Genomic DNA, 24,017 nt, shown 5'->3' with positions numbered 1-24,017 from the left:
AGTGCGGAACAGTCCCGAGTCTAACCCGGGCGTACGACGACGAGCAGATCACCCGCCTCCACCTGCTGGGTCTTCGGGATGGCGACGCGCTCGACGACGCCGGCGACCGGCGACGTGATCGCGGCCTCCATCTTCATCGCCTCGATGGATGCGACGGCCTGGCCTGCCTCGATCCGGGCGCCCGCCTCCACCTGCAGGGTCACCACGCCGGAGAACGGGGCCGCGATGTGGCCCGGCTGCGAGGCATCCGCCTTCTCGGCCGCGCGGGACTCGACGGTGATGCTGCGGTCGCGGACGAACACCGGCCGGAGCTGGCCGTTCAGGATCGTCATGACGGTTCGCATGCCCTTGTGGTCGGCCTCGCCGATCGCCTCGAGACCCGCGTAGAGGCGAACGCCCCGGTCGATCTCGACGACGTGCTCGGAACCGGGCCGCAGGCCGTACAGGTAGTCGGCGGTGTCGACGACCGAGAGGTCGCCGAACAACTCGCGGATCTGCTCGAACTGGCGCGTCGGCGCGGGGAACAGCAGCGAGTTGAGCAGTGCCTGACGTTCGACTCCCGGTTCGGACAGCCCGCGACGCTGCGCGTGGGTGAGTTCCGTGACCCCGACGCGGACGTCGCGCCCTGCGAGCACCTTCGTGCGGAACGGCTCCGGCCAACCGCCCGGCAGGTCGCCAAGCTCGCCCGCCATGAAGCCGATGACCGAGTCGGGCACGTCGTACTTCTCGGGGTTCTCCGCGAAGTCCGCCGGGTCGGCCTTGACGGCTGCGAGGTGGAGCGCCAGGTCGCCGACGACCTTCGACGAGGGCGTCACCTTCGGCACGCGACCGAGGATCTCGTTCGCCGCGGCGTACATGTCCTCGATAAGCTCGAAGTCGTCGGCGAGCCCCAGTGCGATCGCCTGCTGGCGGAGGTTCGACAGCTGCCCACCGGGGATCTCGTGGTGGTACACCCGACCGGTCGGGCCGGGCAGGCCCGACTCGAACGGCCGGTAGATTCGTCGCACGGCCTCCCAGTACGGTTCGAGGTCGGACACCGCGTCGAGCTGGATCCCGGTGTCGCGGTCCGTGTGCGCGAGCGCGGCGACGAGCGCGGACGCCGAGGGCTGGCTCGTGGTCCCCGCCATCGGCGCACTGGCCACGTCGACCGCGTCGACTCCGGCCCGGCTGGCGGCGAGCAGCGTCGCGAGCTGTCCGCCTGCGGTGTCGTGCGTGTGCAGGTGCACGGGCAGGTCGAACCGCTCACGGAGGGCCGCGACGAGCTTCTCGGCCGCGGCCGGACGAAGCAGGCCGGCCATGTCCTTGATGGCGAGCACGTGGGCGCCGGCCGAGACGATCTCGTCGGCGAGGCGCAGGTAGTAGTCGAGCGTGTAGAGGTCCTCGCGCGGGTCGAGCAGGTCGCCGGTGTAGCACACCGCGACCTCGGCGATCGCGGTCTCCGTGCCGAGCACGGCCTCGATCGCCGGACGCATCTGAGCGACGTCGTTCAGCGCGTCGAAGATCCGGAAGATGTCGACGCCCGTCGCGGCCGCCTCCTGCACGAACGCGTCGGTGACCTCGGTCGGGTACGGCGTGTAGCCGACGGTGTTGCGGCCGCGCAGGAGCATCTGGATGTTGATGTTCGGCAGGGCCTCGCGCAGCGCACCGAGCCGCTCCCACGGGTCCTCGCCGAGGAAGCGCAGGGCGACGTCGTACGTCGCGCCGCCCCAGGCCTCCACCGACAGCAGCTGCGGCGTCATGCGGGCGACGTACGGCGCGACCGCGACGAGGTCCTTCGTCCGGACGCGCGTCGCGAGGAGCGACTGGTGCGCGTCGCGGAAGGTCGTCTCGGTGACCGCGAGCGGCGTCTGGGCGCGGAGCGCCGCCGCGAAGCCCGCCGGCCCGAGCTCGAGCAGGCGCTGGCGCGACCCGGCCGGAGCGGGCGCGGTCAGGTCGATCTCGGGCAGCTTCTCTGCCGGCGACACGGTCGTCGGCGCCGGGCCGTTCGGCTGGTTGACCGTGACATCGGCCAGCCAGTTCAGGATCTTGGTCCCCCGATCCTTCGAGACGCGCCCGCGCACGAGCTGCGGTCGCTCGTCGATGAACGAGGTGCTGAGGTCGCCGCTCATGAAGTGCGGGTCGTCCATCACCGCCTGGAGGAACGGGATGTTGGTGGAGACGCCGCGGATCCGGAACTCGGCGAGGGCGCGCTTCGTGCGCGTGACCGCCTGCTGGTAGTCGCGGCCACGGCAGATGAGCTTCGCGAGCATGGAGTCGAAGTGCGGGCTGATCTGCGCGCCCGGGTTGACCGTGCCGCCGTCGAGACGGATGCCGGCACCGCCCGGCGAGCGGTACGTGGTGATCTTGCCCGTGTCGGGGCGGAAGTTCGCGGTGGGGTCCTCGGTCGTGATGCGGCACTGCAGCGCCGCGCCGCGCAGGTGGATGCGATCCTGCGTCAGGCCGAGGTCCGAGAGGCTCTCCCCCGCCGCGATGCGCATCTGCGCGACGACCAGGTCGACGTCCGTGACCTCCTCGGTCACGGTGTGCTCGACCTGGATGCGCGGGTTCATCTCGATGAAGACGTGCTGGCCGGCGCGTTCACCCGCCGTGTCGAGGAGGAACTCGACCGTCCCGGCGTTCGCGTACCCGATCGACTTCGCGAAGGCGACCGCATCGCGGTAGAGCGACTGACGGATCTCGTCGGAGAGGTTCGGCGCGGGCGCGATCTCGACGACCTTCTGGTGACGACGCTGGACGGAGCAGTCGCGCTCGAAGAGGTGCACCGTCTCGCCGGTGGCATCCGCCAGCACCTGCACCTCGATGTGCCGCGGACGGAGGACGGCCTGTTCGAGGAACATGGTCGGGTCGCCGAACGCACTGTCGGCCTCGCGCATCGCCTCCTCGAGGGAGCGGCGCAGGTCCTCCCGACGGTCGACGCGACGCATGCCGCGGCCACCGCCGCCCGCCACGGCCTTCGCGAAGATGGGGAAGCCGATCTCATCGGCCTGCGCGAGGAGCGCCTCGACATCGGTCGACGGCTCGGTCGACTTCAGCACCGGCACGCCCGCCGCGATCGCCTGCTGCTTCGCGGTCACCTTGTTGCCCGCCATCTCGAGCACACGCGTCGGCGGGCCGATGAAGGTGATGCCGGCGTCGGCCGCGGCCTGGGCCAGCTCGGGATTCTCGGACAGGAAACCGTACCCGGGGTAGATCGCGTCCGCGCCCGACTCCTTCGCGACGCGGATGATCTCCGAGACGTCGAGGTACGCGCGGACCGGATGTCCCTGCTCGCCGATCTGGTACGCCTCGTCGGCCTTCAATCGGTGCAGCGAGTTGCGGTCCTCGTAGGGAAAGACGGCGACGGTCTTCGCACCGAGTTCGACGGCGGCTCGGAACGCGCGAATGGCGATCTCACCGCGGTTGGCGACCAGGATCTTCGAGAACATGCAGGCCTTTCCGATGGGGGTCTTCCGCACAGCGAACATTTAGGTATCGCCGTGCGAGTAACGGTAACGTATTCGCTCGTGCACGTTCTCTCGGTCAGTTCCCTGAAGGGCGGGGTCGGAAAGACCACCGTCACCCTCGGGCTGGCGTCGGCTGCCTTCGCGCGAGGCGTGCGAACTCTGGTGGTCGACCTGGACCCGCAGTCCGATGTCTCCACCGGCATGGACATCCAGGTGTCGGGTCACCTCAACGTGGCCGACGTTCTCGCGTCGCCGAAGGAGAAGATCGTCCGCTCGGCGATCGCTCCCAGCGGATGGACGAGGTCGAACCCGCAGTCGACCATCGACGTCATGATCGGCAGTCCGTCCGCGATCAACTACGACGGACCGCACCCGTCGATCCGCGACATCTGGAAGCTCGAGGAGGCGCTCGCGAACGTCGAGTCCGACTACGAGCTCGTCCTCATCGACTGCGCGCCGTCCCTGAACGCCCTGACCCGCACGGCATGGGCGGCGAGCGACCGAGTCGCGGTCGTCACCGAGCCCGGGCTCTTCTCCGTCGCGGCCGCCGATCGCGCGCTCCGCGCCATCGAGGAGATCCGGCGAGGACTCTCCCCGCGCCTCCAGCCGCTCGGCATCATCGTGAACCGCGCACGTGTGCAGTCGCTCGAGCACCAGTTCCGCATCAAGGAGCTGCGCGACATGTTCGGACCGCTCGTCCTCAGCCCGCAGTTGCCGGAGCGTACGTCGCTGCAGCAGGCGCAGGGTGCGGCGAAGCCGCTGCACATGTGGCCCGGCGAGAGCGCCGAGGAGATGTCGAGCCACTTCGACCAGCTGCTCGAGCGGGTGCTCCGGGCCGCTCGAATCGGCGAGTACGGGCCGTCCAGCGCCGCCCGGATGGAGCTGGACGCGCCGCAGCGCTGACCCGTTCGGCCGACGTCACACGGCGTCATCTCCCGCCGCGGGCGCAGTCGCCGGCCGATCGCGGCGTCCGGTGCACCGGGGTCACTCGCGCACGAGCGCGGTCGACGTCAGGAGATCCTGCGCGATGCGCGCGCCCGCCGGGCCGCGAGTTCGTCGACCTGGTCGGACGACTGCGTGTCCAGCTGGACGAGCGTCGACTCGACCTCGCGCAGCACCTTGCCGACCGCGATGCCGAAGACGCCCTGGCCACGGTTCACGAGGTCGATGACCTCGTCGTCGGACGTGCACAGGTACACGCTCGCGCCGTCGCTCATGAGGGTCGTCTGCGCGAGGTCGTCGATCCCCGCCTCGCGCAACTGGGTCACGGCGACCCGGATCTGCTGGAGCGAGATGCCCGTGTCGAGCAGTCGCTTCACGAGCTTCAGGACCAGGATGTCGCGGAAGCCGTACAGCCGCTGCGAACCGGAGCCCGCCGCACCGCGCACGGTGGGCTCGACGAGCTGGGTCCGAGCCCAGTAGTCGAGCTGGCGGTAGCTGATGCCCGCGGCGCGTGCGGCGACCGCGCCGCGATAGCCGGTGCCGTCGTCGTGTTCGGGGAGGCCGTCGGTGAAGAGCAGTCCGAGGTCGTAGCGTGTTCGTTCGCTCCGATCGAGCTCGCTCATCCGATCGCCCCTCTACTCTCGTCGTCGCCGCGGCGGCGCGGAGTCAACGCTACCCACGGCGACCACCGGAGTCGAGGACATCGGGCCGAGCGTCACGGCGTGTCGCCCGCTCAGTGCGCGTGGCGGTCGAGCGTGTCGCGGAGCACGGCGGCGTGGACGACCGCGAGCCGATCGCCGAGTTCCCTCGCGCGCTCCGCGCTCCGGGCCCGGCCGGCCGGGTCGGGACGACGCTCGGGCGCGATCGCCCGTTCGACCAGTTCGGCCTGGCGCTCGACCGATGCGCGCAGCCCGCGCAGGTGTCGCGGCTCGATTCCGCTGGCGCGCAACGCGGCCAACGCCGTGAGCAGGTCCCTCACCTCCGGACCGTACACCTCGGCGGGACGGATCAGCGAGGCACCGATGGCCTCGTCGAGGAGCGCAGCACCGGCGCCCGCAGCTCGAAGCAGCTCGTCGCGGGAGTACCTGGTCGCCGTCGCCCGGAACGCCGCCGCGTCGACGACGCCCGGCAATGCCGGCGTGCGACCCGCGTCGATCTCGTCGAGGTGGGCCCGGATGACCTTCAGCGGCAGGTAGTGGTCGCGTTGGATTGAGAGCACGACCGTGATCCGCTCGATGTCGGACGGGGAGAACTTGCGGTAACCCGCCGCCGTTCGCGCGGGGGTGATGAGGCCCTGTTCCTCGAGGAAGCGCAGCTTCGACGGAGTCAACTCCGGGAACTCCGGCTGGAGTCTCGCCAGGACCTGACCGATGCCGAGCAGCGGTGGGGCATGAGCCGGACGCCGCGCCGCGGCGCCCTCGCTCACCCGGCACCCGTCGGAGCGAGGTCGTGTCGCGATGCGTAGAACGTCAGACGGTACTTGCCGATCTGGACCTCGGCGCCGTCGCTCAGCAGCGCGGTCTCGATGCGGATGCCGTCGAAGTAGGTGCCGTTCAGCGAATTGAGGTCGCGGACCTCGAACGCCGTACCGTGGCGCACGAACTCGGCGTGCTTGCGGGAGACCGTGACGTCGTCGAGGAAGATGTCGGCGTCGGGGTGCCGACCGACCGAGGTGACCTCGGTGTCGAGCAGGAATCGCGCGCCGACGTTCGGACCGCGCCGGACGATGAGCAGGGCGGACGCGGACGGCAGCGCCGCGATGGCCTCCTGTTCGGCCGCGCTCACGTCGGCGTCGAGCGCGCTCAACTGCGCCGCAGCCTCGCGGCTGAACCCCATCGTGGTGTCGTTCGGCTGGCCGACGCGATGCGCCGACGTATCAGCCGACGGCTCGCGCTCCTCGCCGTTCGCGCCGGTCTGGGTCATGTCGGAATCCGTCACCGCTAACCTCCCGGCTCAAGCGTATCGGATGCCGGTGGCCCGGACACCCGCGTCGCACGGACGACACGCGCGGTCTCGATCGCGTAGATGACCCCGGCCCACCAGTACAGGAACGCACCCCAGATCGTGACCGCCCACCCGAACGGCTCGCTGACCGGGAGCAGGGCCGGGAACGCCAGCCCGAGCATGATGATCGGGATGCCGGTGAAGAGGGCGAACGTCGCCGCCTTGCCGAGCTGGTGGACCGGGAGCGGCCCGTACCCGTGGTTCGCGAGCACCACGCCGAGGACGATCAGGAACGCGTCGCGTGCGACGATCACCACCACGATCCACCATGGGACGAGGTCGTTCGCGGCCAGGCCGATGAGCGCCGCGAAGATGTAGAGGCGATCGGCTGCGGGATCGAGCAGTTGGCCGAGCCTCGTGACCTGGCCGAGCCGGCGCGCGAGGAACCCGTCGAGCAGGTCGGTGAGGCTCGCGACGACGAGCACGACGAGCGCGGGCACGTACTCGCCGAGGATCACGAGCACGAGGAATACCGGCACGAGCAGGAGCCGGAGCATGCTCAGCACATTGGGCAGCGTCCAGACCCGGTCCGACACCCCCGTGCTCTTCTCGGCCACGTTCCGATCCTAGCGAGCAGACGGGTCCCGGAGCCGCGCGCGCAACGCGGGCCATGCCTCGGCGAATCGCGGATGCAGCGCAAGACCGTCCACTGCGGCGAGCGGTGTCCACCGCAGGGCGATGCTCTCGGGGTCGGCGAGGCGGGGCTCGAAGCGCCTCGTGGCATCGGCCACGACCGTCGTATACGACCAGAATCCGAGGTCGAGCACGCTCTCGAACCGCGCTTCGACGATGCCCGACGGCATCCCCGTCTCCTCGGTCGCCTCGCGCACGGCCGCGTCCAGCGCCGACTCGCCGCGATGACGCGCCCCGCCCGGAATCCCCCAGGTCCCTCCGAAGTGGCTCCACGCCGCGCGGTGCTGCAGCAGCACCGAGCCGCCCGGTTCCACGAGCAGCAGTCCGGCCGCACCGTACAGACCCCAGTACCGGGCACCACCGGGTCCCTCGGCCCAGCCGTCCCCGCTCTCGCCCGTCACCCGTCCAGCATGACGCACGATGCACCCTGCGCGACATCCGTCGACCGCCGCGCCGCCGCGGTCCAACTTTCGGTTGTTCCGCCACGGTCGGGCCCGCTGCTAGCTTCGGGGACACGAACCCCGGTTCGTCGCATCGCCCAACGGACGAGGAGGCCGACATGAACCACACGACCGAGACCGTCGAGGACGAGGTGGTCCTGCTCGACGAGTCGGGCACGCCCATCGGCCGAGCCCCGAAGAGCGCGGCGCACGGACCCGACACCGCGCTGCACCTCGCATTCTCCTGCCACATCGTGAACCCGATCGGCGAGGTGCTCGTCACGCGGCGCGCCGTCACCAAGCAGACCTGGGCGGGCGTCTGGACGAACTCGTTCTGCGGGCATCCCAAGCCGGCCGAGCCGCTGCTGCACGCCGTCCGTCGCCGTGCCGACTTCGAGCTCGGGCTCGAACTCGACACCGTCGAGCTGGCGCTGCCGCTCTTCCGGTACCGGGCGACGGACGCCAACGGCATCGTCGAGAACGAGGTGTGCCCGGTGTACCTCGCGACCGCAGCCGGCGAGCCCGACCCGAATCCGCGCGAGGTGGCCGAGTACCGCTGGGTCGACCCGCGAGCCCTCGCCACCGCGGTCGACGCGGCGCCGTGGGCGTTCAGCCCGTGGCTCGTGCTCCAGGCGAAGGAACTGGAGCTCTTCCGTGCCTGAACTCCTCGATTCCGCGATCGACGAGGAACTGCGCCGGTTCTTCGCCGACGCGCGAGGCCGGGCCGGCGCGTACGGCAGCCACTACACGGCGCTGTGGGAGTCGATCGAGCAGCAGAGCTCCGGAGGCAAGCGCGTTCGACCGCGGCTCGTGTGGGCCGCCTATCGCGGGTTCGGCGGATCGGACCGTGCGCTCGTCACGCGCGTCGCCCTCGCCTTCGAACTCCTCCACACGGCGTTCCTGATCCACGATGACCTGATCGATCGCGACACCGTCCGGCGGGGTGAGCCGAACGTGGCGGGGCGCTTCGCGGCGCGGGCGCAGAAGCACGGCGGCGACGCGCGAACGGGCGAGGTCTGGGCGGCGACCGCCTCCGTGCTCGCGGGAGACCTCGCCCTCAGCCGGGCGCACCGCGAGCTCGCGATGCTGCCGGTCGACCGACCGTGCCGCGAGTCGCTGCTCGACATCCTCGACCACGCGGTGTTCGTCTCGGCCGCCGGTGAGCTCGCCGACGTCGTCTCGGCGCTCGACGGATCGACGCCGGCCCTCGAGGGTGTGCTCGCGACGCTCGAGCAGAAGACCGCCGTCTACTCGTTCGAGGCGCCGCTCGCCGCCGGCGCGGTGCTGGCGGGTGCGCCGGAGTCGGCGGTGGAGGCGCTGTGCCGCTTCGGCCGTCTCGCGGGGGTCGCCTTCCAGATCGTCGACGACGTCCTCGGAGTCTTCGGCGACCCCGTGGTGACGGGCAAGTCCGCCTCGGCCGACCTCCGCGAGGGCAAGCGCACCGCGCTGATCGCGCACGCCGCGACCACGCCGTCGTGGCCGAGCATCCGGGAACGACTCGGCGACCCGTCGCTCGACGACGAGTCCGCGGCCGGACTCCGTGAGGAGCTCCGCGCCTGCGGCGCCCTCGACGCCGCCCTGGCCCTGGCCCACGAGCACGTCACCCTCGCCCGGTACGAGCTCGACGCCGCCGACCTGCCGCAGGAGCTCCGTGCCGAGCTCGGCGAGTTCGCGCAGCGCGCGACGGAGCGGGTGCGATGAACCGACGGCACGATCCCACGCTGCTGGAGCGGTACTCGGATGCCGCCGAGGCGAGTTCGGCCACGGTCATCGCCCGGTACTCGACCTCCTTCGGCGCGGCGGCCCGGCTCCTCGACGCGGAGTCCCGTCGGCGGATCAGGTCGGTGTACGCACTCGTCCGCGTCGCCGACGAGGTCGTCGACGGCGCCGCCGCCGAGGCGGGGCTGACGATCGACGAGCAGCTCGAGGTCCTCGACGGGCTCGAGGCGGAGACGGAGCGTGCGATGGCGTGCGGCTACTCCGCGAACCTCGTCGTGCACGCGTTCGCTGGCGTCGCCCGTGACACCGGGTTCGCCACAGAGCTGACGCGGCCCTTCTTCGCGTCGATGCGGCGCGACCTCGATCCCGCTCCGTTCACCCCGGAGGAGATCGGCCCGTACATCCACGGCTCGGCGGAGGTCGTCGGCCTGATGTGCCTGCAGACCTTCCTCGCCGCCGAACGGCACGGCTCCGCTCCGGTCGTCGAGGCCGAACGGCGCGAGCGCCTCGAGCGCGGCGCGATCCACCTGGGCGCCGCGTTCCAGAAGATCAACTTCCTCCGGGACCTCGCCGTCGACTGGCGGACCCTCGGTCGGAACTACTTCCCCGGTGTCGATCCCGACGCCTTCACCGAGGCCGACAAGACCGCGATCCTCGACGACATCGACCACGACCTCGCGATCGCCGGCGACGCGCTCCCGGAGCTGCCGCGACGAGCGCGGAGCGCGGTCGCCGCGGCGCACGGCCTCTTCGCGAGCCTGTCGGCGCGATGCCGCGCCACGCCGGCGGCCGAGATCATCGCGACGCGGATCCGCGTCCCGGACGGCGAGAAGCTGGCGATCGCCGTCCGTTCAGCGCTCACCACGGGAGGGAATCGACGATGATCGGGACGTCCGAGCGGATCGTGGTGATCGGCGGCGGGATCGCGGGACTCGCGGTCTCCGCCCTCCTCGCCCGCGACGGCCACCGCGTGACGCTGCTCGAAGCGCGTGATGAGCTCGGCGGCCGGGCGGGGTCCTGGTCGAGCCACGGCTTCCGGTTCGACACGGGGCCGTCCTGGTACCTGATGCCGGAGGTCTTCGACCACTTCTTCCGCCTGTTCGGCAGCAGCGCCGCGGCCGAGCTCGACCTCGTGCAGCTCGATCCCGGCTACCGGGTGTGGGCCGACGGTCACGACGAACCGCTCGACGTGCAACCGACCCGCGCCGGGAACGTCGCGCTGTTCGAGTCCATCGAGCCGGGCGCCGGTGCCGCCCTCGAGCGATACCTCGACTCGGCGGCATCCACGTACGACATCGCGCGGCGGCGCTTCCTGTACACGAACTTCGACGATCCCCGGTCGCTGCTCTCCGGCGAGGTCCTCCGCCGGGCGGGGCGGTTCGCGACGCTGCTCACGACGCCGCTCGAGCGGTTCGCGGCCCGTGCCGTCCACGACCGACGACTCCGCCAGGTGCTCGGCTACCCGGCGGTGTTCCTCGGCTCGTCGCCGGATGCGACGCCGTCCATGTACCACCTGATGAGTCACATGGACCTCGAACAGGGCGTGTTCTACCCGCGCGGCGGGTTCGCCGAGCTCATCGAGCGCGTCGCCGCGACGGCTGTCGCGGCGGGGGTGGACATCGTCACGGGGGCCCGGGTCGAGTCGATCGAGCTGTCCTCGGCGGGCGCCCGGCCCGCGGTCGCCGGGGCGCGCTTCCGGACGGCGTCCGGCCGCAGCGTCGTCGCCCCGGCGCACCGCGTCGTGTCCACCGCCGACCTGCACCACACCGAGACCGAGCTGCTTCCCCGCCACGCACAGACGTACCCGGAATCGTGGTGGCGCCGCCGCAACCCGGGCCCAGGAGCGGTGCTCGCCATGCTCGGCATCCGCGGTCAGGTGCCGGGCCTCGCGCACCACACGCTCTTCTTCACCGAGGACTGGCACGCGAACTTCGGCGCGATCTTCGGGGCCGACCCGCACGTGCCCGATCCGGCCTCGTTCTACGCGTGCATGCCCAGTGCGACGGATGCCTCGGTGGCACCCGCCGGAGACACGAACCTGTTCCTCCTGGTGCCGGTACCCGCCGACGCGGCGATCGGACGCGGCGGCGAGGACGGCACGGGCGACCGGCTCGTCGAGGAGACCGCCGACCGCGCCATCCGCCGTGTCGCCGAGGTCTCGGGCCTCGACGATCTCGAGGAGCGCATCGTCGTGCGCCGGACGGTCGGCCCGGCCGACTTCGCGGCCGACCTCAACTCGTGGCAGGGCGGAGCGCTCGGTCCCGCGCACACGCTCCGGCAGTCGGCCATGCTGCGCGGAACGAACCGGTCGCGCCGTGTCGACGGACTGTACTACGCGGGCGGGTCGACCGTGCCGGGCATCGGTCTGCCGATGTGCCTGATCAGCGCCGAGAACGTCCTGAAGCGCGTTCGCGGCGACCGATCGCCGGGGCCGATCGCGGAGCCCGCCGCCACGGTCGCGCACGAAGCCGCAGACCCGACCACGACCGTCGCATGACGGCCTTCGCGTACCTGGCCGGCCTCCTCGTCGTCATCGGATGCATGGTGCTCATCGACGCCCGCTGGCGCCTCGTGTTCTGGCGGGCCCCGCTCGCCGGCGCACTCACCGTCGCGACGGGCGTGGCGTTCTTCCTCCTGTGGGACGCGGCGGGAATCGTCACGGGCGTCTTCTTCCGCGGCACGTCGGAGATCGTCACCGGGATCGAGCTCGCACCCGAGCTCCCCCTCGAGGAGCCGGTGTTCCTCGTCTTCCTCTGCTACCTCACGCTCGTGCTGGTGCTCGGCGGCGAACGCGTCCTGGCGTCGCGGGGCCGCCGGACCGCCGCCGCCGAACGGGAGGAGCGCCGGTGACGTACCTGCTGATCAGCGTGCCGTTCCTCGCGGTCGCCGCGATCGCCGCGTGGGCCGCACGACCTCGCGATCGCGGGGCGTTCCGACTGCGGGCGATCGCCACCGCGATCGCCGCGGCGGTGCTCCTCGTCCTCACGGCCGTCTTCGACTCGCTCATCGTCGGGACGGGCATCGTCGCGTACGACGACGAGCACCGGTCGGGTTGGACGGTCGGGCTCGCCCCGGTCGAGGACTTCCTGTACCCGCTCGCCGGGGTCCTGCTGCTGCCCGCCGTCTGGAGCCTCAGCGCTCGCGCAAACCGGAAGCGCACCGCGGAGGTCGACGGATGACCGCGGCGGAGGCCCGCGGCGGACCGGCGCACCGGGCAGGCCAGGTGCTCCTGTCGTCGCGGCCCGTCAGCTGGATCAACACGGCCTTCCCGTTCGCCGCCGCCTACGTGCTCACGACCGGTCGGGTCGACGCCCTCCTCGTCGTGGGCACGCTGTTCTTCCTCGTGCCGTACAACCTGCTGATGTACGGCGTGAACGACGTGTTCGACTACGAGTCCGACCTGCGGAACCCGAGGAAGGGCGGCGCCGAGGGGGCGCTGCTCGATCCGAGCCTCCATCGCACCGTGGTCTGGGCGGGCATCGTGACCGCTGCGCCGCTCGTGGCGGTCATGCTGTGGCTCGGCGGCACCGGGGAACCAGGGTCGTGGCTCGTACTCGCGGTCAGCCTGTTCGCGGTGTTCGCCTACTCGGTCCCCGGTCTGCGCTTCAAGGAGCGCCCGGTGCTCGATTCGGTCACGTCGAGCACCCACTTCGCCAGCCCGGCGGTGTACGGCCTCGCGGTCGCCGGCGCGGACTTCACCTGGCCGCTGATCGCGCTGCTCACCGCGTTCTTCTTCTGGGGCATGGCCAGCCACGCGTTCGGTGCCGTGCAGGACGTGGTCCCCGATCGCGAGGCCGGCATCGCGTCGATCGCCACGGCGCTCGGCGCGGCGACCACGGTGCGGATCGCGCTCGGGCTGTGGGCGGCGGCCGGCCTCCTGATGCTCGCGACGGAGTGGCCGGGGCCCCTGGCGTCGGTGCTGGTGATCCCCTACCTCTGGGCGGCGTGGCCCTACCGCTCGGTGACGGATGCCGCGTCCGGCGCGTCGAACCGCGGCTGGCGTCACTTCATCCTCATCAACTACGTCGTGGGCTTCCTCGTGACGATGCTGATGATCTGGTGGGCGTTCGTGCGCTGACCCGGAGCCCCGAGCTCCGATGCGGTCATAGGCTGAGGGGATGGCGGAACTCGACGCGGCGCGCGTTGATGCGTGGCTCTGGGCGGTCCGGGTGTGCAAGACGCGCTCGGCGGCGACCGCTGCCTGCCGCGCCGGCCACGTGCGGGTGAACGGCGAGCGCGCGAAGGCGGCGCAGCCGGTTCGGCCCGGCGATGAGGTACGCGTCCGGCTGCACGGGTTCGACCGGATCCTCATCGTGCGTCGGCCCATCGTGAAGCGCGTATCGGCCGACCTCGCGGCGGCGGCCGCCGACGACCGCACGCCCGCACCGCCTCCCCGGGAGGCCGTGGCATCCGTTCCGCTGCGCGACCGCGGAACCGGGCGACCGACCAAGCGCGAACGGCGCGACCTCGATCGACTCCGAGGTCGCTGACCCGTGACGAGCCCGGGCGGGCGTACCCTTGGGCGCGTGAAGGACCTCGTGCACGAACCCGAACTGCGCCGGTACCTGCTCCGGATCGACGGTCAGGTCGCGAGCGTGCTGGACTACCGCGAACTCGGCGACACGGTGGCGTTCGTGCGGACGTTCACCAATCCGCCGTATCGCGGTTGCGGCCTCGCGGCCGAACTGGTGCGCTTCGCGGTCGACGACGTCGAGTCGCGGTCGAAACTGCGGATCGTTCCGAGCTGTTGGTACGTCGAGCACTGGTTCGACCGGCACCCCGATCGACGAGCGCTGCTCGACCCGAGAACGGCGTGAGCCGCCGACCCCTCGGGTCGGCGGCTCACTCGACGCGCTCGGCGATCAATACCAGTTCACGGACTGCGAGTGCCCCCACGCGGCGCACGGGCTGCCGTACCCGCGAGCGATGTAGTCGAGGCCCCACTTGATCTGGGTCGCGGCGTTGGTGCGCCAGTCGGCTCCAGCCGTCGCGAGCTTCTCGGCGGGCCAGGCCTGGACGATGCCGTACGCCCCACTCGAGGCGTTCACGGCCTGGTAGTTCCAGCCGGACTCCTTGGTCCAGAGCTGCACGAGGCACTGGAACTCGGCCTCGCCCCAGCCGTACTGCGAGGCGGCCATGGCGCGCGCGGTCTGCTTGGCGCCCTCCGGGGTGTTGGCTCGGGCGAGCGCCTCGGCGGCCTCGCGCTCGGCGACCTCGCGGTCGTGGGCGGCTGCAGCCTGCTCCGCCTTCTGGATCTCGGCGCGGGTCGAGAGCGTGAGTTCGCGGACCTCGTCGATCGGCAACGCCTCGTAGTCGCCGAGGGTCGCGACCGACGACGCGAGCGTCTCGGCGTCGATCTTGCCCTCGACGTCGGAGAGCGTGTCCTCGGCGAGGGTCAGCGTGTCCTCCGCCTCGGCATGCACCTTCGACTGCGCGACGCCGGCGTAGGCGCCGAGCTGCTCGGCTGCGAGGCCGGTGGACGCGGTGAGTGCGCTGGTCTCCGCGACGCGCTGTGCGGCGAGCGACGAGTTGACGGTGAGCCCGGTGCCGGCGACGGCCCCGACGGCGACGAGCGCACCGGCGAGGATGAGGCGACGGCGGCGGACGAGGCGGTTCCGGCGGGCGAGGCGACGGGTCGCGGCATCCGTGCGGAACGGCGCGGGCTCGTCGGCGACGGTCGCCGAGGTGGTGCCGGTGGAAACGGTGGTCTCGGTGGAGGCAGGCGTGATCGAATTGGAGTTCAGCATAGGCATGGGTTTGCTCGGATCCTGGGGGTTGATGGCCCTCCGAGCCGGGGCATGGGCGGGCCCGAACCGACGGTCCGGGCACACGAATCCCCTACTCTGCACGGTATTCCTGAACGGAACCTCGACTTCTGCTGGGCAGACCATGACCGTGCCTGCGGGAGACTGGGCTCCATGGTTCCCGACCGGATGTTCTCGACGCCGCCCGACGACAGCCGCTGCCCGTGCGGGAGCGGGAGCACGTACGGCGAATGCTGCGGTCCCCTGCTCGACGGACGCGCCGCGCCGACGGCGGTCCAGCTCATGCGGTCCCGCTACACGGCGTTCGTCGTCGGCGATCGCGCGTACCTGCTCGCCACGTGGCATCCGTCGACCCGACCGGATCGCCTCGAACTCGATGCGGAGCTCAGCTGGCGCGCGCTCGAGATCGTGCGCACCGAACGCGGCGGTCCGCTCGACCGCGAGGGCCTCGTCGAGTTCGCCGCGCGCTACGCGCATGGCGACGAGCGCGGGGTGCTGCGCGAGACCAGCCGATTCGTGCGCGAGGATCGCTGGCGGTACCTCGACGGCGCCTGACGTGCCGGAGCGTCCGACGGCTCGCGACCGCGCGACGGCCACGCATGGCGGGCGCATCGGTCCCGCAGAGCGAACACCGAGGTTGGCACCGTAGCGTGGGCCGCGTGACGCCGCTCGACGGAACCCCGCCAGCCCGACCCGCCCCGCAGCCGATGCTGACCGACCGGGCGCAGCGCACGCTCGACACCATCGACGGGCAGACCCTCGATGAGATGCGTGCGCTGCGCGATGAGACCGAGCGCTTCATGCAGCGCTACAAGTTCGGCATGGACGAGGTGATCACGAAGCTGTCGATCCTCCGCGAGGAGTTCAGCCAGGCGCATTCGTACAACCCGATCGAGCACATCTCGAGCCGGCTGAAGAGCCTCGACAGCGTCATCGACAAGATGCGCCGGAAGGGCATCGCCCCCTCCTTCGAGGCGATCCGTGCGACGATCACCGACATCGCCGGGGTCCGTGTGACGTGCAGCTTCGTCTCGGACGCGTACCGGATCGCCGAACTCCTCACCGCGCAGGAGGACGTGCGCGTCCTCAAGGTGAAGGACTACATCGCCGAGCCCAAGGCCAACGGGTACCAGAGCCTGCACCTCATCGTCGAGGTCCCGGTGTTCCTCTCGACGGGGGCGCATCCGGTTGCCGTCGAGGTGCAGATCCGCACGATCGCGATGGACTTCTGGGCGAGCCTCGAGCACAAGATCTACTACAAGTTCGATCGCATGGTCCCCGACGAGCTCCTCGACCAGCTGACCGACGCCGCGCGCACGGCCGCAGAGCTCGACACGCGCATGGAGCGACTGCACCGCGAGGTCCACGGGCCGCCGCCGCCGGCCCGCGGTGCACTCTCGACCGAGGTCTGAGCCTCAGTCGTCGTCGGGCCGGCGTGCGCGGCTCGGCTGCACGCGAGTCGGCTCGCCGGGCATCTTGGGGAAGTCGGGCGGGAACGGCAGTTCGCCGAGGCCGGAGTCGAGGTCGCGCTGCCACCAGTCGAGCAGCGTGTCGATCCGGCCCGGTGCGTCGTGCATGCGTGCCCAGGGGTCGCCGTGCGCGGCGAGACGCTCCGGCACCGTTCGAACCGTGTAGGACGCGGGATCGGCGCCGTCGAGCTCGTCCCACTCGAGCGGGCACGAGACCGCCGCGGTCGGCAGTGCCCGAGGGCTGTAGGCGCCCGCCATCGTGCGGTCGCGGTTGGCCTGGTTGAAGTCGACGAAGATGCGCTCGCCGCGCTCCTCCTTCCACCACGCGGTCGTGATCCGGTCGGGCATCCGACGCTCGAGCTCGCGACCGAGCGCGATGACCGCGTGCCTGACGTCGAGGAACTCGTGCTCGGGCTCGATCGGGGCGAAGACGTGGATGCCGCGGTTGCCCGAGGTCTTGACGAACCCCGTCAGGCCGACCTCGTCGAGCAGGTCCCGTAGGGCGAACGCCGCCGGGACCGCGTCGGCGAAGCCCGTGCCTGGCTGCGGATCGAGGTCGACGCGAAGCTGGTCGGGCAGGTCGGGCGCCCCCGCCCGGGAGGCCCAGGGGTGGAAGACGATCGTGTTCATCTGCGCGGCCCAGACCGCTCCGGCCGGTTCGTCGATGACGAGCTGCGGATGGCTCCGACCGCTCGGATACGTCACCGTCACGTCGCGCATCCACTCGGGCGCACCCTTCGGCGGGTTCTTCGAGAAGAAGGACTCGCCCCCGATGCCGTCGCGGAAGCGCTCGAGCGACACGGGCCGATCGCCGTTCGCGGCGACGAACGCCGCTCCGACCGCGACGAAGTACTCGGCGAGTCGGAGCTTGGTGATGCCGGCATCGGGCCAGACGACCCGCTCGGGGCTGGAGACCCGGACGACGCGCACGCCGTCGGGTCCGTCGATCTCGAGGGTCGTCGCGTCGCGGGCCATGTCGGCGACGCTACCGCGCTCCCCCGACGGCGCGGCTCATGTGCTCGCCGTGGCGTAGCGCTGGGCGGCTCGGGCCCGTGCCTTCGCGGCCTCCACCTCGCGGTCCTTCGGCGGCGCCGAGGTCACGAGGTGGTCGAGGAGATGCTGTGTGATGTGCGCGATCTCCTCCACCGCCTCATCGAACGCCGCCTGGTTGGCCTTCGAGGGGTGCGTCGATCCGCTCACCTTCCGGACGTACTGGAGCGCCGCCGCGCGGACCTCGTCGCTCGTCGCGGCGGGTTCGAAGTTGTGGAGGGTTCGGATGTTCCTGCACATGCGGTGCAGCCTAATCCGGGTCGGATGACGCGTCGAGGGGTCCGTCGGCGGACGCGTCCGCCGCTCGGGGTGGTCGTGCCACCTCGGCGATCGGCTGCAGGAGGAACAGCCGGACCACTCGACCGGAGTCTCGCTCGTATCCGCGGTAGCCGGGCCACTGGGCTTCGATCCGCGCCCATGCCGCGTCGCGGTCGGCGGCCGCGATGCGGCCGGCACGGATCCGCAATGTCCGGTCGCGCACCGTGATCCACGCGTCGGGGTGCGCGATGAGGTTGTACGTCCAGCCCGGGTGGCGGTCCCGAGCGAAGCTCGTGCCCGCCACGATCGCGCATCCGTTGCCGTCCGGCGTGTACATCAGGTGCACGTCGCGCCGAGCTCCGGTCCGGGCCCCGAGGGTGTGCAGGACGAGCGACGGCACGAGCAGCGACGCGAGCTGCAACCGACCGCCGCTCAGCGCGCCGAGCGCCGCCTCGATCGGCGGCAGGAGCGTCGGGGCGAGACGTCGGAACAGGCGCGTACGTGTGAGCGCTGCGACGACGGACCGGGTCAGCTGCAGGGCGGTCGGCACGCGACCAGTGTGGCGTGCGAACGACCCACCGCGCCACCGATGCGCTACCGGGGCGGCGCACGAGCGTCAATCCCCTGACGGTCCGTCGTCGGGCTGCCTAGCGTTGATCCGTCCGCCTGACGTGGCGGACCGCCGAAACGGAGAAGGAGGGCGAATCATGGCCGCACGAGTACCGCACGACCCGACGGAGGGCGAGTACACCGACTCCGACCTGCCGCCGGATGCGGAGGTTCCCAAGGACGACGAGGGCCTCGTCGACGACCGATCGGGCACGGAGGACGTGGACGCGGTCGTCATCGAGGAGGTCGAGATCGTCGAGATCGACCGCAATCCCGACGCGATGCGCTGAGCCGATGCGCTGAGCCGCTCGACCGCGGACCGTGTCCGATCGGTCCGCCCCGACACCGCGGCGGAATCCGCCGCGGTGTCGGCATCAGCGCGTGGTGCGCGCGGCCGGGTCGTGCACTCCCGGCAGGGCGTCACGCGCCGCGGCGACCTCCGCCGCGGCATCCGCGGCCCGCCGTTCTGCACGCTTCAGCCGCCGCAGCGCCATCGACGTCGCGCCGTAGCGCACCGCGACGCGATCGCGTTCCTCCTCGACTCCGGTCACGACGTACGCGCTGGCGATGAGCACGACCTGGCTCGACAGGTTCAGCCAGATCAGCAGCGCGATGAGCGAGCCGAACGAGGCGAGCAGCGGATTGCTCGTGGCACCGCCGACGAAGAGCCCGGAGAGCACCTGCAGCACGGTGAGCCCCGCGCCGCCGACGAGCGCCCCCGACCACAGGGCCCGCGCGCTCGGGCGCAGTCCGGCCAGCAGCCGGAACAGGCCGACGATGACGACCGTGTCGATCGCGAACGCGACGAGCACCGAGAGCGTCCGCGATCCGGTGTCGAACAGGACGTCGCCGAACGGGAGTCCGAGCCAGCGGACCACCGTGTCGAGCGCGCCCGTGCCGACGACCGTCACGACCGCACCGGCCACGAGGAGCCCGCCGAAGCCGATCGCGATGGCGAGGTCGCGGAGCAGCTGCCAGAGGAAGAAGCTCGTGTCCTCGGGGCTCCCGGCCAGCTGGCGGAGCGCGATCCGGAGCGAGCGGATCGCGCCGATCGCGGCTCCGATGAGGCCGATCAGCGCGAGCGTTCCCGCGATGCTCAGGGTGATGGGCTGGATGAGCGCGTCCGGGTCGATCACCGCCCCCTCCCCGATGAGGCCGGGGATGACCCCGCTCACGGTGGCCGTGATGGCCTCGATCGCGTCGGGGTTGCCGGCCAGCCAGATACCCGCGACCGCGAACCCGAGGAACGTTCCGGCGAACACCGAGAACAGCGTGCGGTAGGTCACGCTGTCGGCGAGCATCGCCCCGTGCTGCTCCTGGTAGAGCAGGAACGCCCGAGCGGGCTTCGTGCTCAGCACCCATTGCACCACCCGCGTCAGGCGTTCCCGGATGCCGCCTCCGGCGGTCGACTCCCTCGTGCGCTCGTCGCCCGTCTGCTCGCTCATCCCGTCAGGGTAACGACCGCGGTGCGACGGATCACGGCCTTGACGCGCGTGCCGCCCGGCCTCGGGGCGGACGCGCGGCGCGATCGGCCTTCGCCTCCGCGCGTGCGCGGGCGGACAGCTCCGCCGCGATCCCCTTGGTCTCCTCGACGTCGCCGGTCGCCGGTCGCCACCACGCCAGGGACGGGTCGGCGTCGAGCAGGACCGCGCGCACCAGGAGCGTGAGCGGCACGGCGAGCACGGCGCCGATCGGCCCGACCACGAGGGCCCAGAACAGCACGGAGACGAACGTGATCGTCTCGCTCAGCCGGACCGCGCCGCCGACCACCTTGGGCTGCACGATCGACTGCACCACCGCGTTGACGACGCCGTACACGAGGAGCACGGCGATGAAGACCGGCCAACCGCCGGACAGGAGGCCGAACACGAGGGGCGGCACGATCGCGATGAAGTACCCGATGTTCGGGATGAAGCTGCAGATGAAGGACAGGACGCCCCAGAGCAGTGCACCCGGCACCTGGAGGATGAGCAGCGCGATCCAGTTGAGCACGCCCTGCGCGACGCCCAGGCCCGTCGTGACGACCATGTACCGCCGGACGTTGCGCGTGTAGAGGACGAGCGCGTCGACGAGCGCAGGGCGGCGCGGACGCATCTGCGCGAGGATCGCCGGGCCGTAGGTCCCGTCCATCGCCATGAGGATCAGCAGCGTGAGGATGACGACCAGCGAGAATGTGATACCGGCGACACCCCCGAGCACCGTGCCCACGACGTCGATGATCCGCGACGGTTCGAGCCCGTCGACGATGGTCTGCGCCTGCTGCGCGCCGATGCCGAGGCTCTCGAGCGCGTCGCTGAGGTCGGCGCCGGCCGCCTGGATCTGCGGGGCGTACTCGGGCAGCAGGGTCGTGAACTGCGCGAGTGCGAAGACCAGCGTCGCCACGAATCCGGCGAGGAGGGCGAAGACCGCGACGATCGCGGCACCGGTCGCGAGGCCGACGGGAACGCCGCGTCGCACGAGTCCGATCCGCACCGGGTGCACGCAGATCGTCAGCACGAGCGCGAGGAAGGCGGGGGCGACGACCGAACGGGCGGCCGCGAGTCCGAACATGACGACGACCGCCCCGGCGAAGCCGAGCAGGATGACCGCCGCGCGCGGCAGCGCCACCGAGACGGGGGCCCTCGATGCCGTGCCGCCGTCGGCCGGTTCGATGTCAGACGCGGACGCATGCTTCCGCCGCCACCAGCCGAGCGCCATGATCCCCCCGATCCGCCGCCGCCGGAGCCGTGGGCGCGGCACTTGGGGCGCACGTTAGCAGTCGGCGGCCAGGGGCGCACGGACTTCGGTCCGCCGTGCGCTCGCGACCAGCGGACCCCGGGCCCCGGCGACTGCACGTCTGCCGGTCCGCCTGCGGACACGGTCGAGGGACCGTCGGGCGACCGGTCGTCCGAGGACGACTCCGACGAGCACGATGGCGAGACCGGTGAGCTGCCACCCGTCGAGCCGCTCCCCCGCGACGAGCACACCGAGCAGCACGCCGGTGACCGGGTTCAGCAGCCCGATGAGTCCGACCGTGCCGGCGGGCAGGCGTGAGAGTCCGACGAACCAGGCGACGAAGGCGACGGCGGTCGCGATCACGCTCAGGTAGGCGAAGGCGACGACGGCCGGGCCGTCCACCGGCGGCGGCGCTCCTTCCACCGCGAGCGCGACCGGCAGCAGGAGGAGACCGCCCGCGAGCAACTGCCACGACGTGACCGAGAGGACGTCCGAGCCCTCGCGCCAGCGCTTGGCCAGGATGTAGCCGAGCGAGGACAGGAGCATCGCGAGTACGGAGGCCGCGATGCCGAGCGGTGCCGCAGTCGGACCGTTCCCCGCGAGCATGAGTGCGACGCCGGCGATGCCGAGGCCGGCGCCCACGAGCGGGACGACCCTCAGCCGCTCACCGGCGAAGATCCACGCGAGGAGCATCATCGTGGCGGGCGACGTGGCCATGATCGTCGAGGCGAGGCTCGTCGGCAGGAGCTGGGCCACGAGGTAGACGAGCGCGAAGAACGCCCCGACGTTGAGGATTCCGAGGACCGCCGCCCGCCACCACCACGCGCCGCGCGGGCGCCGCGGCCGGAGCGCGAGCAGCAGCAGGCCCGCCGGGAGCGCGCGGAGGACGGCACCCCAGAGCGGAGCGTCAGCCGGGAGGAACTCGCGCGTCACCCAGTACGTGCTGCCCCACGCGACCGGCGCGATCATCGTCACCAATACCCACCGCCATGTAGTTTCCATGGAAGACAGTATAGCTTCCATGGAAGATATACTGGTGCACATGACGACGGATGTCACGGAGGATCGGGTCGCCCGCATCATGCGCGAGTGGCGCCGCGAGCGCCCCGACCTCGACGTCTCCCCCCAGGGCGTGATCGGCCGCCTGCATCGGTTGGCGAACGCGCTCACCGACGAGCTGGTCGCGGTCTACGACCGGTTCGGGCTCTCCGAGGGCGAGTTCGACGTCATCGCCACGCTCCGCCGGGCGGGCGAGCCGTTCGAGCGGACGCCCGGCGACCTGGCATCCTCCACGATGGTGACGAGCGGCGCCGTCACCAAACGCGTCGACCGGCTCGTCGCACGCGGACTCGTCACGCGACGCACGAGCGAGGTCGACGGCCGCGGCCGGGTCATCGCCCTGACCCCGAGCGGCCGAGAGCTCATCGACGATGTCATGACGGCGCACATGGCGAACGAGCACCGCCTGCTCGCGGCGATCGACGCCGACGAACGAGCGGTGCTCGAGCGAGTGCTCACCCGGTGGCTGTCGGCGTTCGAGACGCCGTCGGCCACCGGGTGAGCGGGATCCGACCGGATCCGACGATCAGTACCAGCCGACGGACACCGAGTGCGACCACGCGCCGCACGGAGTGCCGTAGCGACCGGCGATGTAGCCGAGGCCCCACGTGATCTGGGTGGACGCGCTCGTCGCCCAGTCGGCGCCGGCGGTCGACATCTTCGATCCGGGCAGCGCCTGCGGAATGCCGTACGCGCCGCTCGAGGGGTTCTGGGCGTAGACGTTCCAGCCCGACTCCTTGTTCCAGAGATCGACGAGGCAGCCGAACTGGTCGGAACCCCAGCCGTACATGGAGGCCATGAGGTCGCGGGCGATCGCCTGCGCACCGCTCGGGTTCGCGGGACCGCTCGGGTAGGACGGCGTCGAGGGGGCCTGCTGCTCCGCGGCCGCGGCTGCAGCCTCGGCGGCGGCCTTCTCCGCCGCGGCCTTCTCCGCCGCAGCCTTCTCGGCGGCCTTCCGGTCGAACTCGGCGACCTTCGCCGCCACGTCGTCGGCCTTCGCGGAGGTCAGGCTGGCAAGCTCGAAGACGCGCTCGGGCGCCAGATACGTGTAGTCGGAGAGAGTGGCGACGGTCGAGGCGAGCTCGGTGGCATCCGCCTTGCCCTTCGCCTTCGCGATCGTGTCGCCGGCGACCTTCAGCGTGTCCTCCGCCGTCTTGACGGCGTGGGCCTCGAGCAGGCCGCCGGCCGCGTCGAGCTGGTCGATGCCGCGGTCGGCGCCCTCGGCGATCGCCGCGGTCTCGGCGACACGACGCTCCTGGTCGGCAACCGCCGACTGGACCGCGAAGCCCGAGCCGACGAGCGCGCCGATCGTCACGACCGCGCCCGAGGCGATCCAGGCGGCACGTCGGTTGCGACGCGTGCGGCGGACCCGGGCACGCGTTGCGTCGAGGGTCTCGTCGGAGGTGGTCAGGGTGGTACTGGGGGAACTGTTCTGGTTGCGCATAGATCTCACGGGCGACGCGCGAGGTGCTGCCCTCGGGCGTCGCGGTTCTCGTCTCGGTGCTTGGAGGATCGGGGGGTCGCCGCGGCGAAGTCGCCAGTCTGCACACCCTTCCTCCACGAGTCGTGCCCGTTCCCTGTGAAAGTCATCCGAACAGTCGACGGATGCTCACGTCCGTGAGAGAGGGATCCTCACGGCTCAGCAGGCGAGAAATCGGGGTATCCCTGCCATTCCCCGGGCCCGTGCGAACGCACGAACGCATGGTGGACGCGCTCGCACGCGCCGCGCAGCGTCGTGCCCCATCCGATCAATCGCCCCTCGAATTCGGCGCGGTATCGGACGTCGCCGCCCATGCGCACGATGCTGACGCGGCCGTACTCGCGGCCCAGCGAGTCGACGAGTCGCCACCGCCCCGGTTCGGGCTCGTCGGCGGCGAGGATCGGATGCCAGGTGGCCAGTGGTGCTCCCTC

Annotated in this window: 29 protein-coding genes; 14 read left to right on the top strand and 15 right to left on the bottom strand. The window is 71.3% G+C overall.

The genetic code is table 11. The features are described from left to right. Positions 1 to 20 precede the first annotated feature (20 nt). Entirely contained in the window at positions 21 to 3,425 is a 3,405-nt protein-coding gene (locus ACIQH8_RS10265) for a pyruvate carboxylase (RefSeq protein WP_400998060.1), read from the bottom strand. A 78-nt stretch (positions 3,426 to 3,503) separates the two neighbouring features. On the opposite strand from ACIQH8_RS10265, the gene ACIQH8_RS10260 reads away from it, so the two are divergent. Beyond that, complete coding sequence (locus ACIQH8_RS10260) at positions 3,504 to 4,346, top strand: ParA family protein (protein ID WP_400999782.1); 843 nt, start codon at positions 3,504 to 3,506, stop codon at positions 4,344 to 4,346. 107 nt (positions 4,347 to 4,453) lie between these two features. Here the strand turns inward: ACIQH8_RS10260 and ACIQH8_RS10255 are convergent, their stop codons facing one another. The 5 genes from ACIQH8_RS10255 to ACIQH8_RS10235 form a co-directional block, all read right to left on the bottom strand. Continuing rightward, positions 4,454 to 5,008: a MerR family transcriptional regulator gene (locus tag ACIQH8_RS10255; RefSeq protein WP_400998057.1), complete on the bottom strand. Its 555-nt coding sequence runs from the start codon at positions 5,006 to 5,008 to the stop codon at positions 4,454 to 4,456. Between the two features lie 110 nt (positions 5,009 to 5,118). Next, entirely contained in the window at positions 5,119 to 5,811 is a 693-nt protein-coding gene (locus ACIQH8_RS10250; RefSeq protein WP_400998055.1) for a MerR family transcriptional regulator, read from the bottom strand. Then, on the bottom strand, positions 5,808 to 6,308 hold the full coding sequence (locus tag ACIQH8_RS10245; RefSeq protein ID WP_400998052.1) for an FHA domain-containing protein: 501 nt from the start codon (positions 6,306 to 6,308) through the stop codon (positions 5,808 to 5,810). The genes ACIQH8_RS10250 and ACIQH8_RS10245 overlap by 4 nt, the downstream gene beginning before the upstream one ends. Positions 6,309 to 6,325: 17 nt before the next feature. Further along, positions 6,326 to 6,946 carry a CDP-alcohol phosphatidyltransferase family protein gene (locus ACIQH8_RS10240; RefSeq protein ID WP_400998049.1) on the bottom strand — a complete coding sequence of 207 codons (621 nt, stop codon included), beginning with the start codon at positions 6,944 to 6,946 and terminating at the stop codon, positions 6,326 to 6,328. Between the two features lie 9 nt (positions 6,947 to 6,955). Further along, a complete protein-coding gene (locus tag ACIQH8_RS10235) occupies positions 6,956 to 7,423 on the bottom strand; it encodes an NUDIX domain-containing protein (RefSeq protein ID WP_400998046.1) in 468 nt (155 codons plus the stop codon). Positions 7,424 to 7,581: 158 nt separating this feature from the next. Between ACIQH8_RS10235 and idi the strand changes: the two genes are divergently transcribed. From idi to ACIQH8_RS10190, 9 genes are read left to right on the top strand one after another with little or no spacing between them, the layout of a single operon-like run. After that, positions 7,582 to 8,124, top strand: a complete 543-nt coding sequence (gene idi / locus ACIQH8_RS10230; RefSeq protein ID WP_400998043.1) for an isopentenyl-diphosphate Delta-isomerase — start codon at positions 7,582 to 7,584, stop codon at positions 8,122 to 8,124. After that, positions 8,117 to 9,163 carry a polyprenyl synthetase family protein gene (locus tag ACIQH8_RS10225; protein ID WP_400998040.1) on the top strand — a complete coding sequence of 349 codons (1,047 nt, stop codon included), beginning with the start codon at positions 8,117 to 8,119 and terminating at the stop codon, positions 9,161 to 9,163. The genes idi and ACIQH8_RS10225 overlap by 8 nt, the downstream gene beginning before the upstream one ends. Next, on the top strand, positions 9,160 to 10,065 hold the full coding sequence (locus tag ACIQH8_RS10220) for a phytoene/squalene synthase family protein (RefSeq protein WP_400998037.1): 906 nt from the start codon (positions 9,160 to 9,162) through the stop codon (positions 10,063 to 10,065). The genes ACIQH8_RS10225 and ACIQH8_RS10220 overlap by 4 nt, the downstream gene beginning before the upstream one ends. After that, positions 10,062 to 11,678 carry a phytoene desaturase family protein gene (gene crtI, locus ACIQH8_RS10215; protein ID WP_400998034.1) on the top strand — a complete coding sequence of 539 codons (1,617 nt, stop codon included), beginning with the start codon at positions 10,062 to 10,064 and terminating at the stop codon, positions 11,676 to 11,678. The genes ACIQH8_RS10220 and crtI overlap by 4 nt, the downstream gene beginning before the upstream one ends. After that, positions 11,675 to 12,031, top strand: coding sequence for a lycopene cyclase domain-containing protein (locus ACIQH8_RS10210; protein ID WP_400998031.1), 357 nt, complete (start codon positions 11,675 to 11,677; stop codon positions 12,029 to 12,031). Before crtI ends, ACIQH8_RS10210 begins: the two co-directional genes overlap by 4 nt. Beyond that, positions 12,028 to 12,360, top strand: a complete 333-nt coding sequence (locus ACIQH8_RS10205; RefSeq protein WP_400998029.1) for a lycopene cyclase domain-containing protein — start codon at positions 12,028 to 12,030, stop codon at positions 12,358 to 12,360. The genes ACIQH8_RS10210 and ACIQH8_RS10205 overlap by 4 nt, the downstream gene beginning before the upstream one ends. Beyond that, on the top strand, positions 12,357 to 13,259 hold the full coding sequence (locus tag ACIQH8_RS10200) for a prenyltransferase (RefSeq protein ID WP_400998026.1): 903 nt from the start codon (positions 12,357 to 12,359) through the stop codon (positions 13,257 to 13,259). Before ACIQH8_RS10205 ends, ACIQH8_RS10200 begins: the two co-directional genes overlap by 4 nt. Before the next feature lie 40 nt (positions 13,260 to 13,299). Further along, the gene (locus tag ACIQH8_RS10195) at positions 13,300 to 13,671 is read left to right on the top strand and encodes an RNA-binding S4 domain-containing protein (RefSeq protein WP_400998024.1); all 372 of its coding nucleotides are present in this window, start codon (positions 13,300 to 13,302) and stop codon (positions 13,669 to 13,671) included. A gap of 36 nt (positions 13,672 to 13,707) precedes the next feature. Continuing rightward, the gene (locus tag ACIQH8_RS10190) at positions 13,708 to 13,998 is read left to right on the top strand and encodes a GNAT family N-acetyltransferase (protein ID WP_400998022.1); all 291 of its coding nucleotides are present in this window, start codon (positions 13,708 to 13,710) and stop codon (positions 13,996 to 13,998) included. A gap of 45 nt (positions 13,999 to 14,043) precedes the next feature. On the opposite strand, the gene ACIQH8_RS10185 is transcribed toward ACIQH8_RS10190, so the two are convergent. After that, positions 14,044 to 14,928 (bottom strand): hypothetical protein, encoded by an 885-nt coding sequence (locus ACIQH8_RS10185; protein WP_400998019.1) that lies wholly within the window; start codon positions 14,926 to 14,928, stop codon positions 14,044 to 14,046. 171 nt (positions 14,929 to 15,099) lie between these two features. On the opposite strand from ACIQH8_RS10185, the gene ACIQH8_RS10180 reads away from it, so the two are divergent. Together ACIQH8_RS10180 and ACIQH8_RS10175 are read left to right on the top strand one after the other, a co-directional pair. Then, a complete protein-coding gene (locus ACIQH8_RS10180; protein WP_400998017.1) occupies positions 15,100 to 15,501 on the top strand; it encodes a YchJ family protein in 402 nt (133 codons plus the stop codon). 212 nt (positions 15,502 to 15,713) lie between these two features. After that, positions 15,714 to 16,358 carry a GTP pyrophosphokinase family protein gene (locus ACIQH8_RS10175; RefSeq protein WP_400999780.1) on the top strand — a complete coding sequence of 215 codons (645 nt, stop codon included), beginning with the start codon at positions 15,714 to 15,716 and terminating at the stop codon, positions 16,356 to 16,358. Between the two features lie 3 nt (positions 16,359 to 16,361). Here the strand turns inward: ACIQH8_RS10175 and ligD are convergent, their stop codons facing one another. Genes ligD through ACIQH8_RS10160 form a run of 3 tightly spaced genes read right to left on the bottom strand, consistent with a single transcriptional unit; the run spans position 16,362 to position 18,273 of the window. Next, positions 16,362 to 17,390: a non-homologous end-joining DNA ligase gene (ligD, locus tag ACIQH8_RS10170; RefSeq protein WP_400998015.1), complete on the bottom strand. Its 1,029-nt coding sequence runs from the start codon at positions 17,388 to 17,390 to the stop codon at positions 16,362 to 16,364. A gap of 36 nt (positions 17,391 to 17,426) precedes the next feature. After that, entirely contained in the window at positions 17,427 to 17,705 is a 279-nt protein-coding gene (locus ACIQH8_RS10165) for a DUF2277 domain-containing protein (RefSeq protein ID WP_400998013.1), read from the bottom strand. Positions 17,706 to 17,715: 10 nt separating this feature from the next. After that, entirely contained in the window at positions 17,716 to 18,273 is a 558-nt protein-coding gene (locus ACIQH8_RS10160) for a nitroreductase family deazaflavin-dependent oxidoreductase (protein WP_400998011.1), read from the bottom strand. 157 nt (positions 18,274 to 18,430) lie between these two features. Between ACIQH8_RS10160 and ACIQH8_RS10155 the strand changes: the two genes are divergently transcribed. Further along, positions 18,431 to 18,622 carry a hypothetical protein gene (locus ACIQH8_RS10155; protein WP_400998008.1) on the top strand — a complete coding sequence of 64 codons (192 nt, stop codon included), beginning with the start codon at positions 18,431 to 18,433 and terminating at the stop codon, positions 18,620 to 18,622. Between the two features lie 84 nt (positions 18,623 to 18,706). Here ACIQH8_RS10155 and ACIQH8_RS10150 read toward each other — a convergent pair whose 3' ends face one another. The 3 genes from ACIQH8_RS10150 to ACIQH8_RS10140 are packed head-to-tail and all read right to left on the bottom strand — an operon-like array spanning position 18,707 to position 22,049. Beyond that, positions 18,707 to 19,777 (bottom strand): YihY/virulence factor BrkB family protein, encoded by a 1,071-nt coding sequence (locus tag ACIQH8_RS10150; RefSeq protein WP_400998006.1) that lies wholly within the window; start codon positions 19,775 to 19,777, stop codon positions 18,707 to 18,709. Positions 19,778 to 19,808: 31 nt separating this feature from the next. After that, positions 19,809 to 21,029, bottom strand: coding sequence for an AI-2E family transporter (locus ACIQH8_RS10145; protein WP_400998003.1), 1,221 nt, complete (start codon positions 21,027 to 21,029; stop codon positions 19,809 to 19,811). A 54-nt stretch (positions 21,030 to 21,083) separates the two neighbouring features. Then, positions 21,084 to 22,049 (bottom strand): DMT family transporter, encoded by a 966-nt coding sequence (locus tag ACIQH8_RS10140; protein ID WP_400998002.1) that lies wholly within the window; start codon positions 22,047 to 22,049, stop codon positions 21,084 to 21,086. A 40-nt stretch (positions 22,050 to 22,089) separates the two neighbouring features. On the opposite strand from ACIQH8_RS10140, the gene ACIQH8_RS10135 reads away from it, so the two are divergent. After that, positions 22,090 to 22,608, top strand: a complete 519-nt coding sequence (locus ACIQH8_RS10135; protein ID WP_400998000.1) for a MarR family winged helix-turn-helix transcriptional regulator — start codon at positions 22,090 to 22,092, stop codon at positions 22,606 to 22,608. A gap of 24 nt (positions 22,609 to 22,632) precedes the next feature. On the opposite strand, the gene ACIQH8_RS10130 is transcribed toward ACIQH8_RS10135, so the two are convergent. Together ACIQH8_RS10130 and ACIQH8_RS10125 are read right to left on the bottom strand one after the other, a co-directional pair. Continuing rightward, positions 22,633 to 23,550, bottom strand: a complete 918-nt coding sequence (locus ACIQH8_RS10130; protein ID WP_400997999.1) for a hypothetical protein — start codon at positions 23,548 to 23,550, stop codon at positions 22,633 to 22,635. Between the two features lie 188 nt (positions 23,551 to 23,738). After that, positions 23,739 to 23,900 (bottom strand): hypothetical protein, encoded by a 162-nt coding sequence (locus tag ACIQH8_RS10125; RefSeq protein ID WP_400997998.1) that lies wholly within the window; start codon positions 23,898 to 23,900, stop codon positions 23,739 to 23,741. Positions 23,901 to 24,017 lie beyond the last annotated feature (117 nt).

The sequence above is a fragment of the Agromyces sp. GXQ0307 genome (assembly GCF_044769845.1).
In the GTDB taxonomy this organism is placed as follows: domain Bacteria; phylum Actinomycetota; class Actinomycetes; order Actinomycetales; family Microbacteriaceae; genus Agromyces.
Note: the sequence above shows the minus strand (reverse complement) of the source record. Positions and strands in the feature narration are given on the sequence as shown.

Bases quoted from the DNA above. Each gene is read 5' to 3' on its own strand.
- ACIQH8_RS10265 (WP_400998060.1), bottom strand. From the start codon at position 3,425: ATGTTCTCGAAGATCCTGGTCGCCAACCGCGGTGAGATCGCCATTCGC.
- ACIQH8_RS10145 (WP_400998003.1), bottom strand. From the start codon at position 21,029: ATGGCGCTCGGCTGGTGGCGGCGGAAGCATGCGTCCGCGTCTGACATC.
- ACIQH8_RS10185 (WP_400998019.1), bottom strand. From the start codon at position 14,928: ATGCTGAACTCCAATTCGATCACGCCTGCCTCCACCGAGACCACCGTT.
- crtI (WP_400998034.1), top strand. From the start codon at position 10,062: ATGATCGGGACGTCCGAGCGGATCGTGGTGATCGGCGGCGGGATCGCG.
- ACIQH8_RS10165 (WP_400998013.1), bottom strand. From the start codon at position 17,705: ATGTGCAGGAACATCCGAACCCTCCACAACTTCGAACCCGCCGCGACG.
- ACIQH8_RS10135 (WP_400998000.1), top strand. From the start codon at position 22,090: ATGACGACGGATGTCACGGAGGATCGGGTCGCCCGCATCATGCGCGAG.
- ACIQH8_RS10140 (WP_400998002.1), bottom strand. From the start codon at position 22,049: ATGGAAACTACATGGCGGTGGGTATTGGTGACGATGATCGCGCCGGTC.
- ACIQH8_RS10195 (WP_400998024.1), top strand. From the start codon at position 13,300: ATGGCGGAACTCGACGCGGCGCGCGTTGATGCGTGGCTCTGGGCGGTC.
- ACIQH8_RS10255 (WP_400998057.1), bottom strand. From the start codon at position 5,008: ATGAGCGAGCTCGATCGGAGCGAACGAACACGCTACGACCTCGGACTG.
- idi (WP_400998043.1), top strand. From the start codon at position 7,582: ATGAACCACACGACCGAGACCGTCGAGGACGAGGTGGTCCTGCTCGAC.
- ACIQH8_RS10220 (WP_400998037.1), top strand. From the start codon at position 9,160: ATGAACCGACGGCACGATCCCACGCTGCTGGAGCGGTACTCGGATGCC.
- ACIQH8_RS10200 (WP_400998026.1), top strand. From the start codon at position 12,357: ATGACCGCGGCGGAGGCCCGCGGCGGACCGGCGCACCGGGCAGGCCAG.
- ACIQH8_RS10245 (WP_400998052.1), bottom strand. From the start codon at position 6,308: ATGACCCAGACCGGCGCGAACGGCGAGGAGCGCGAGCCGTCGGCTGAT.
- ACIQH8_RS10125 (WP_400997998.1), bottom strand. From the start codon at position 23,900: ATGGGCGGCGACGTCCGATACCGCGCCGAATTCGAGGGGCGATTGATC.
- ACIQH8_RS10210 (WP_400998031.1), top strand. From the start codon at position 11,675: ATGACGGCCTTCGCGTACCTGGCCGGCCTCCTCGTCGTCATCGGATGC.
- ligD (WP_400998015.1), bottom strand. From the start codon at position 17,390: ATGGCCCGCGACGCGACGACCCTCGAGATCGACGGACCCGACGGCGTG.
- ACIQH8_RS10155 (WP_400998008.1), top strand. From the start codon at position 18,431: ATGGCCGCACGAGTACCGCACGACCCGACGGAGGGCGAGTACACCGAC.
- ACIQH8_RS10180 (WP_400998017.1), top strand. From the start codon at position 15,100: ATGGTTCCCGACCGGATGTTCTCGACGCCGCCCGACGACAGCCGCTGC.
- ACIQH8_RS10175 (WP_400999780.1), top strand. From the start codon at position 15,714: ATGCGTGCGCTGCGCGATGAGACCGAGCGCTTCATGCAGCGCTACAAG.
- ACIQH8_RS10150 (WP_400998006.1), bottom strand. From the start codon at position 19,777: ATGAGCGAGCAGACGGGCGACGAGCGCACGAGGGAGTCGACCGCCGGA.
- ACIQH8_RS10130 (WP_400997999.1), bottom strand. From the start codon at position 23,550: ATGCGCAACCAGAACAGTTCCCCCAGTACCACCCTGACCACCTCCGAC.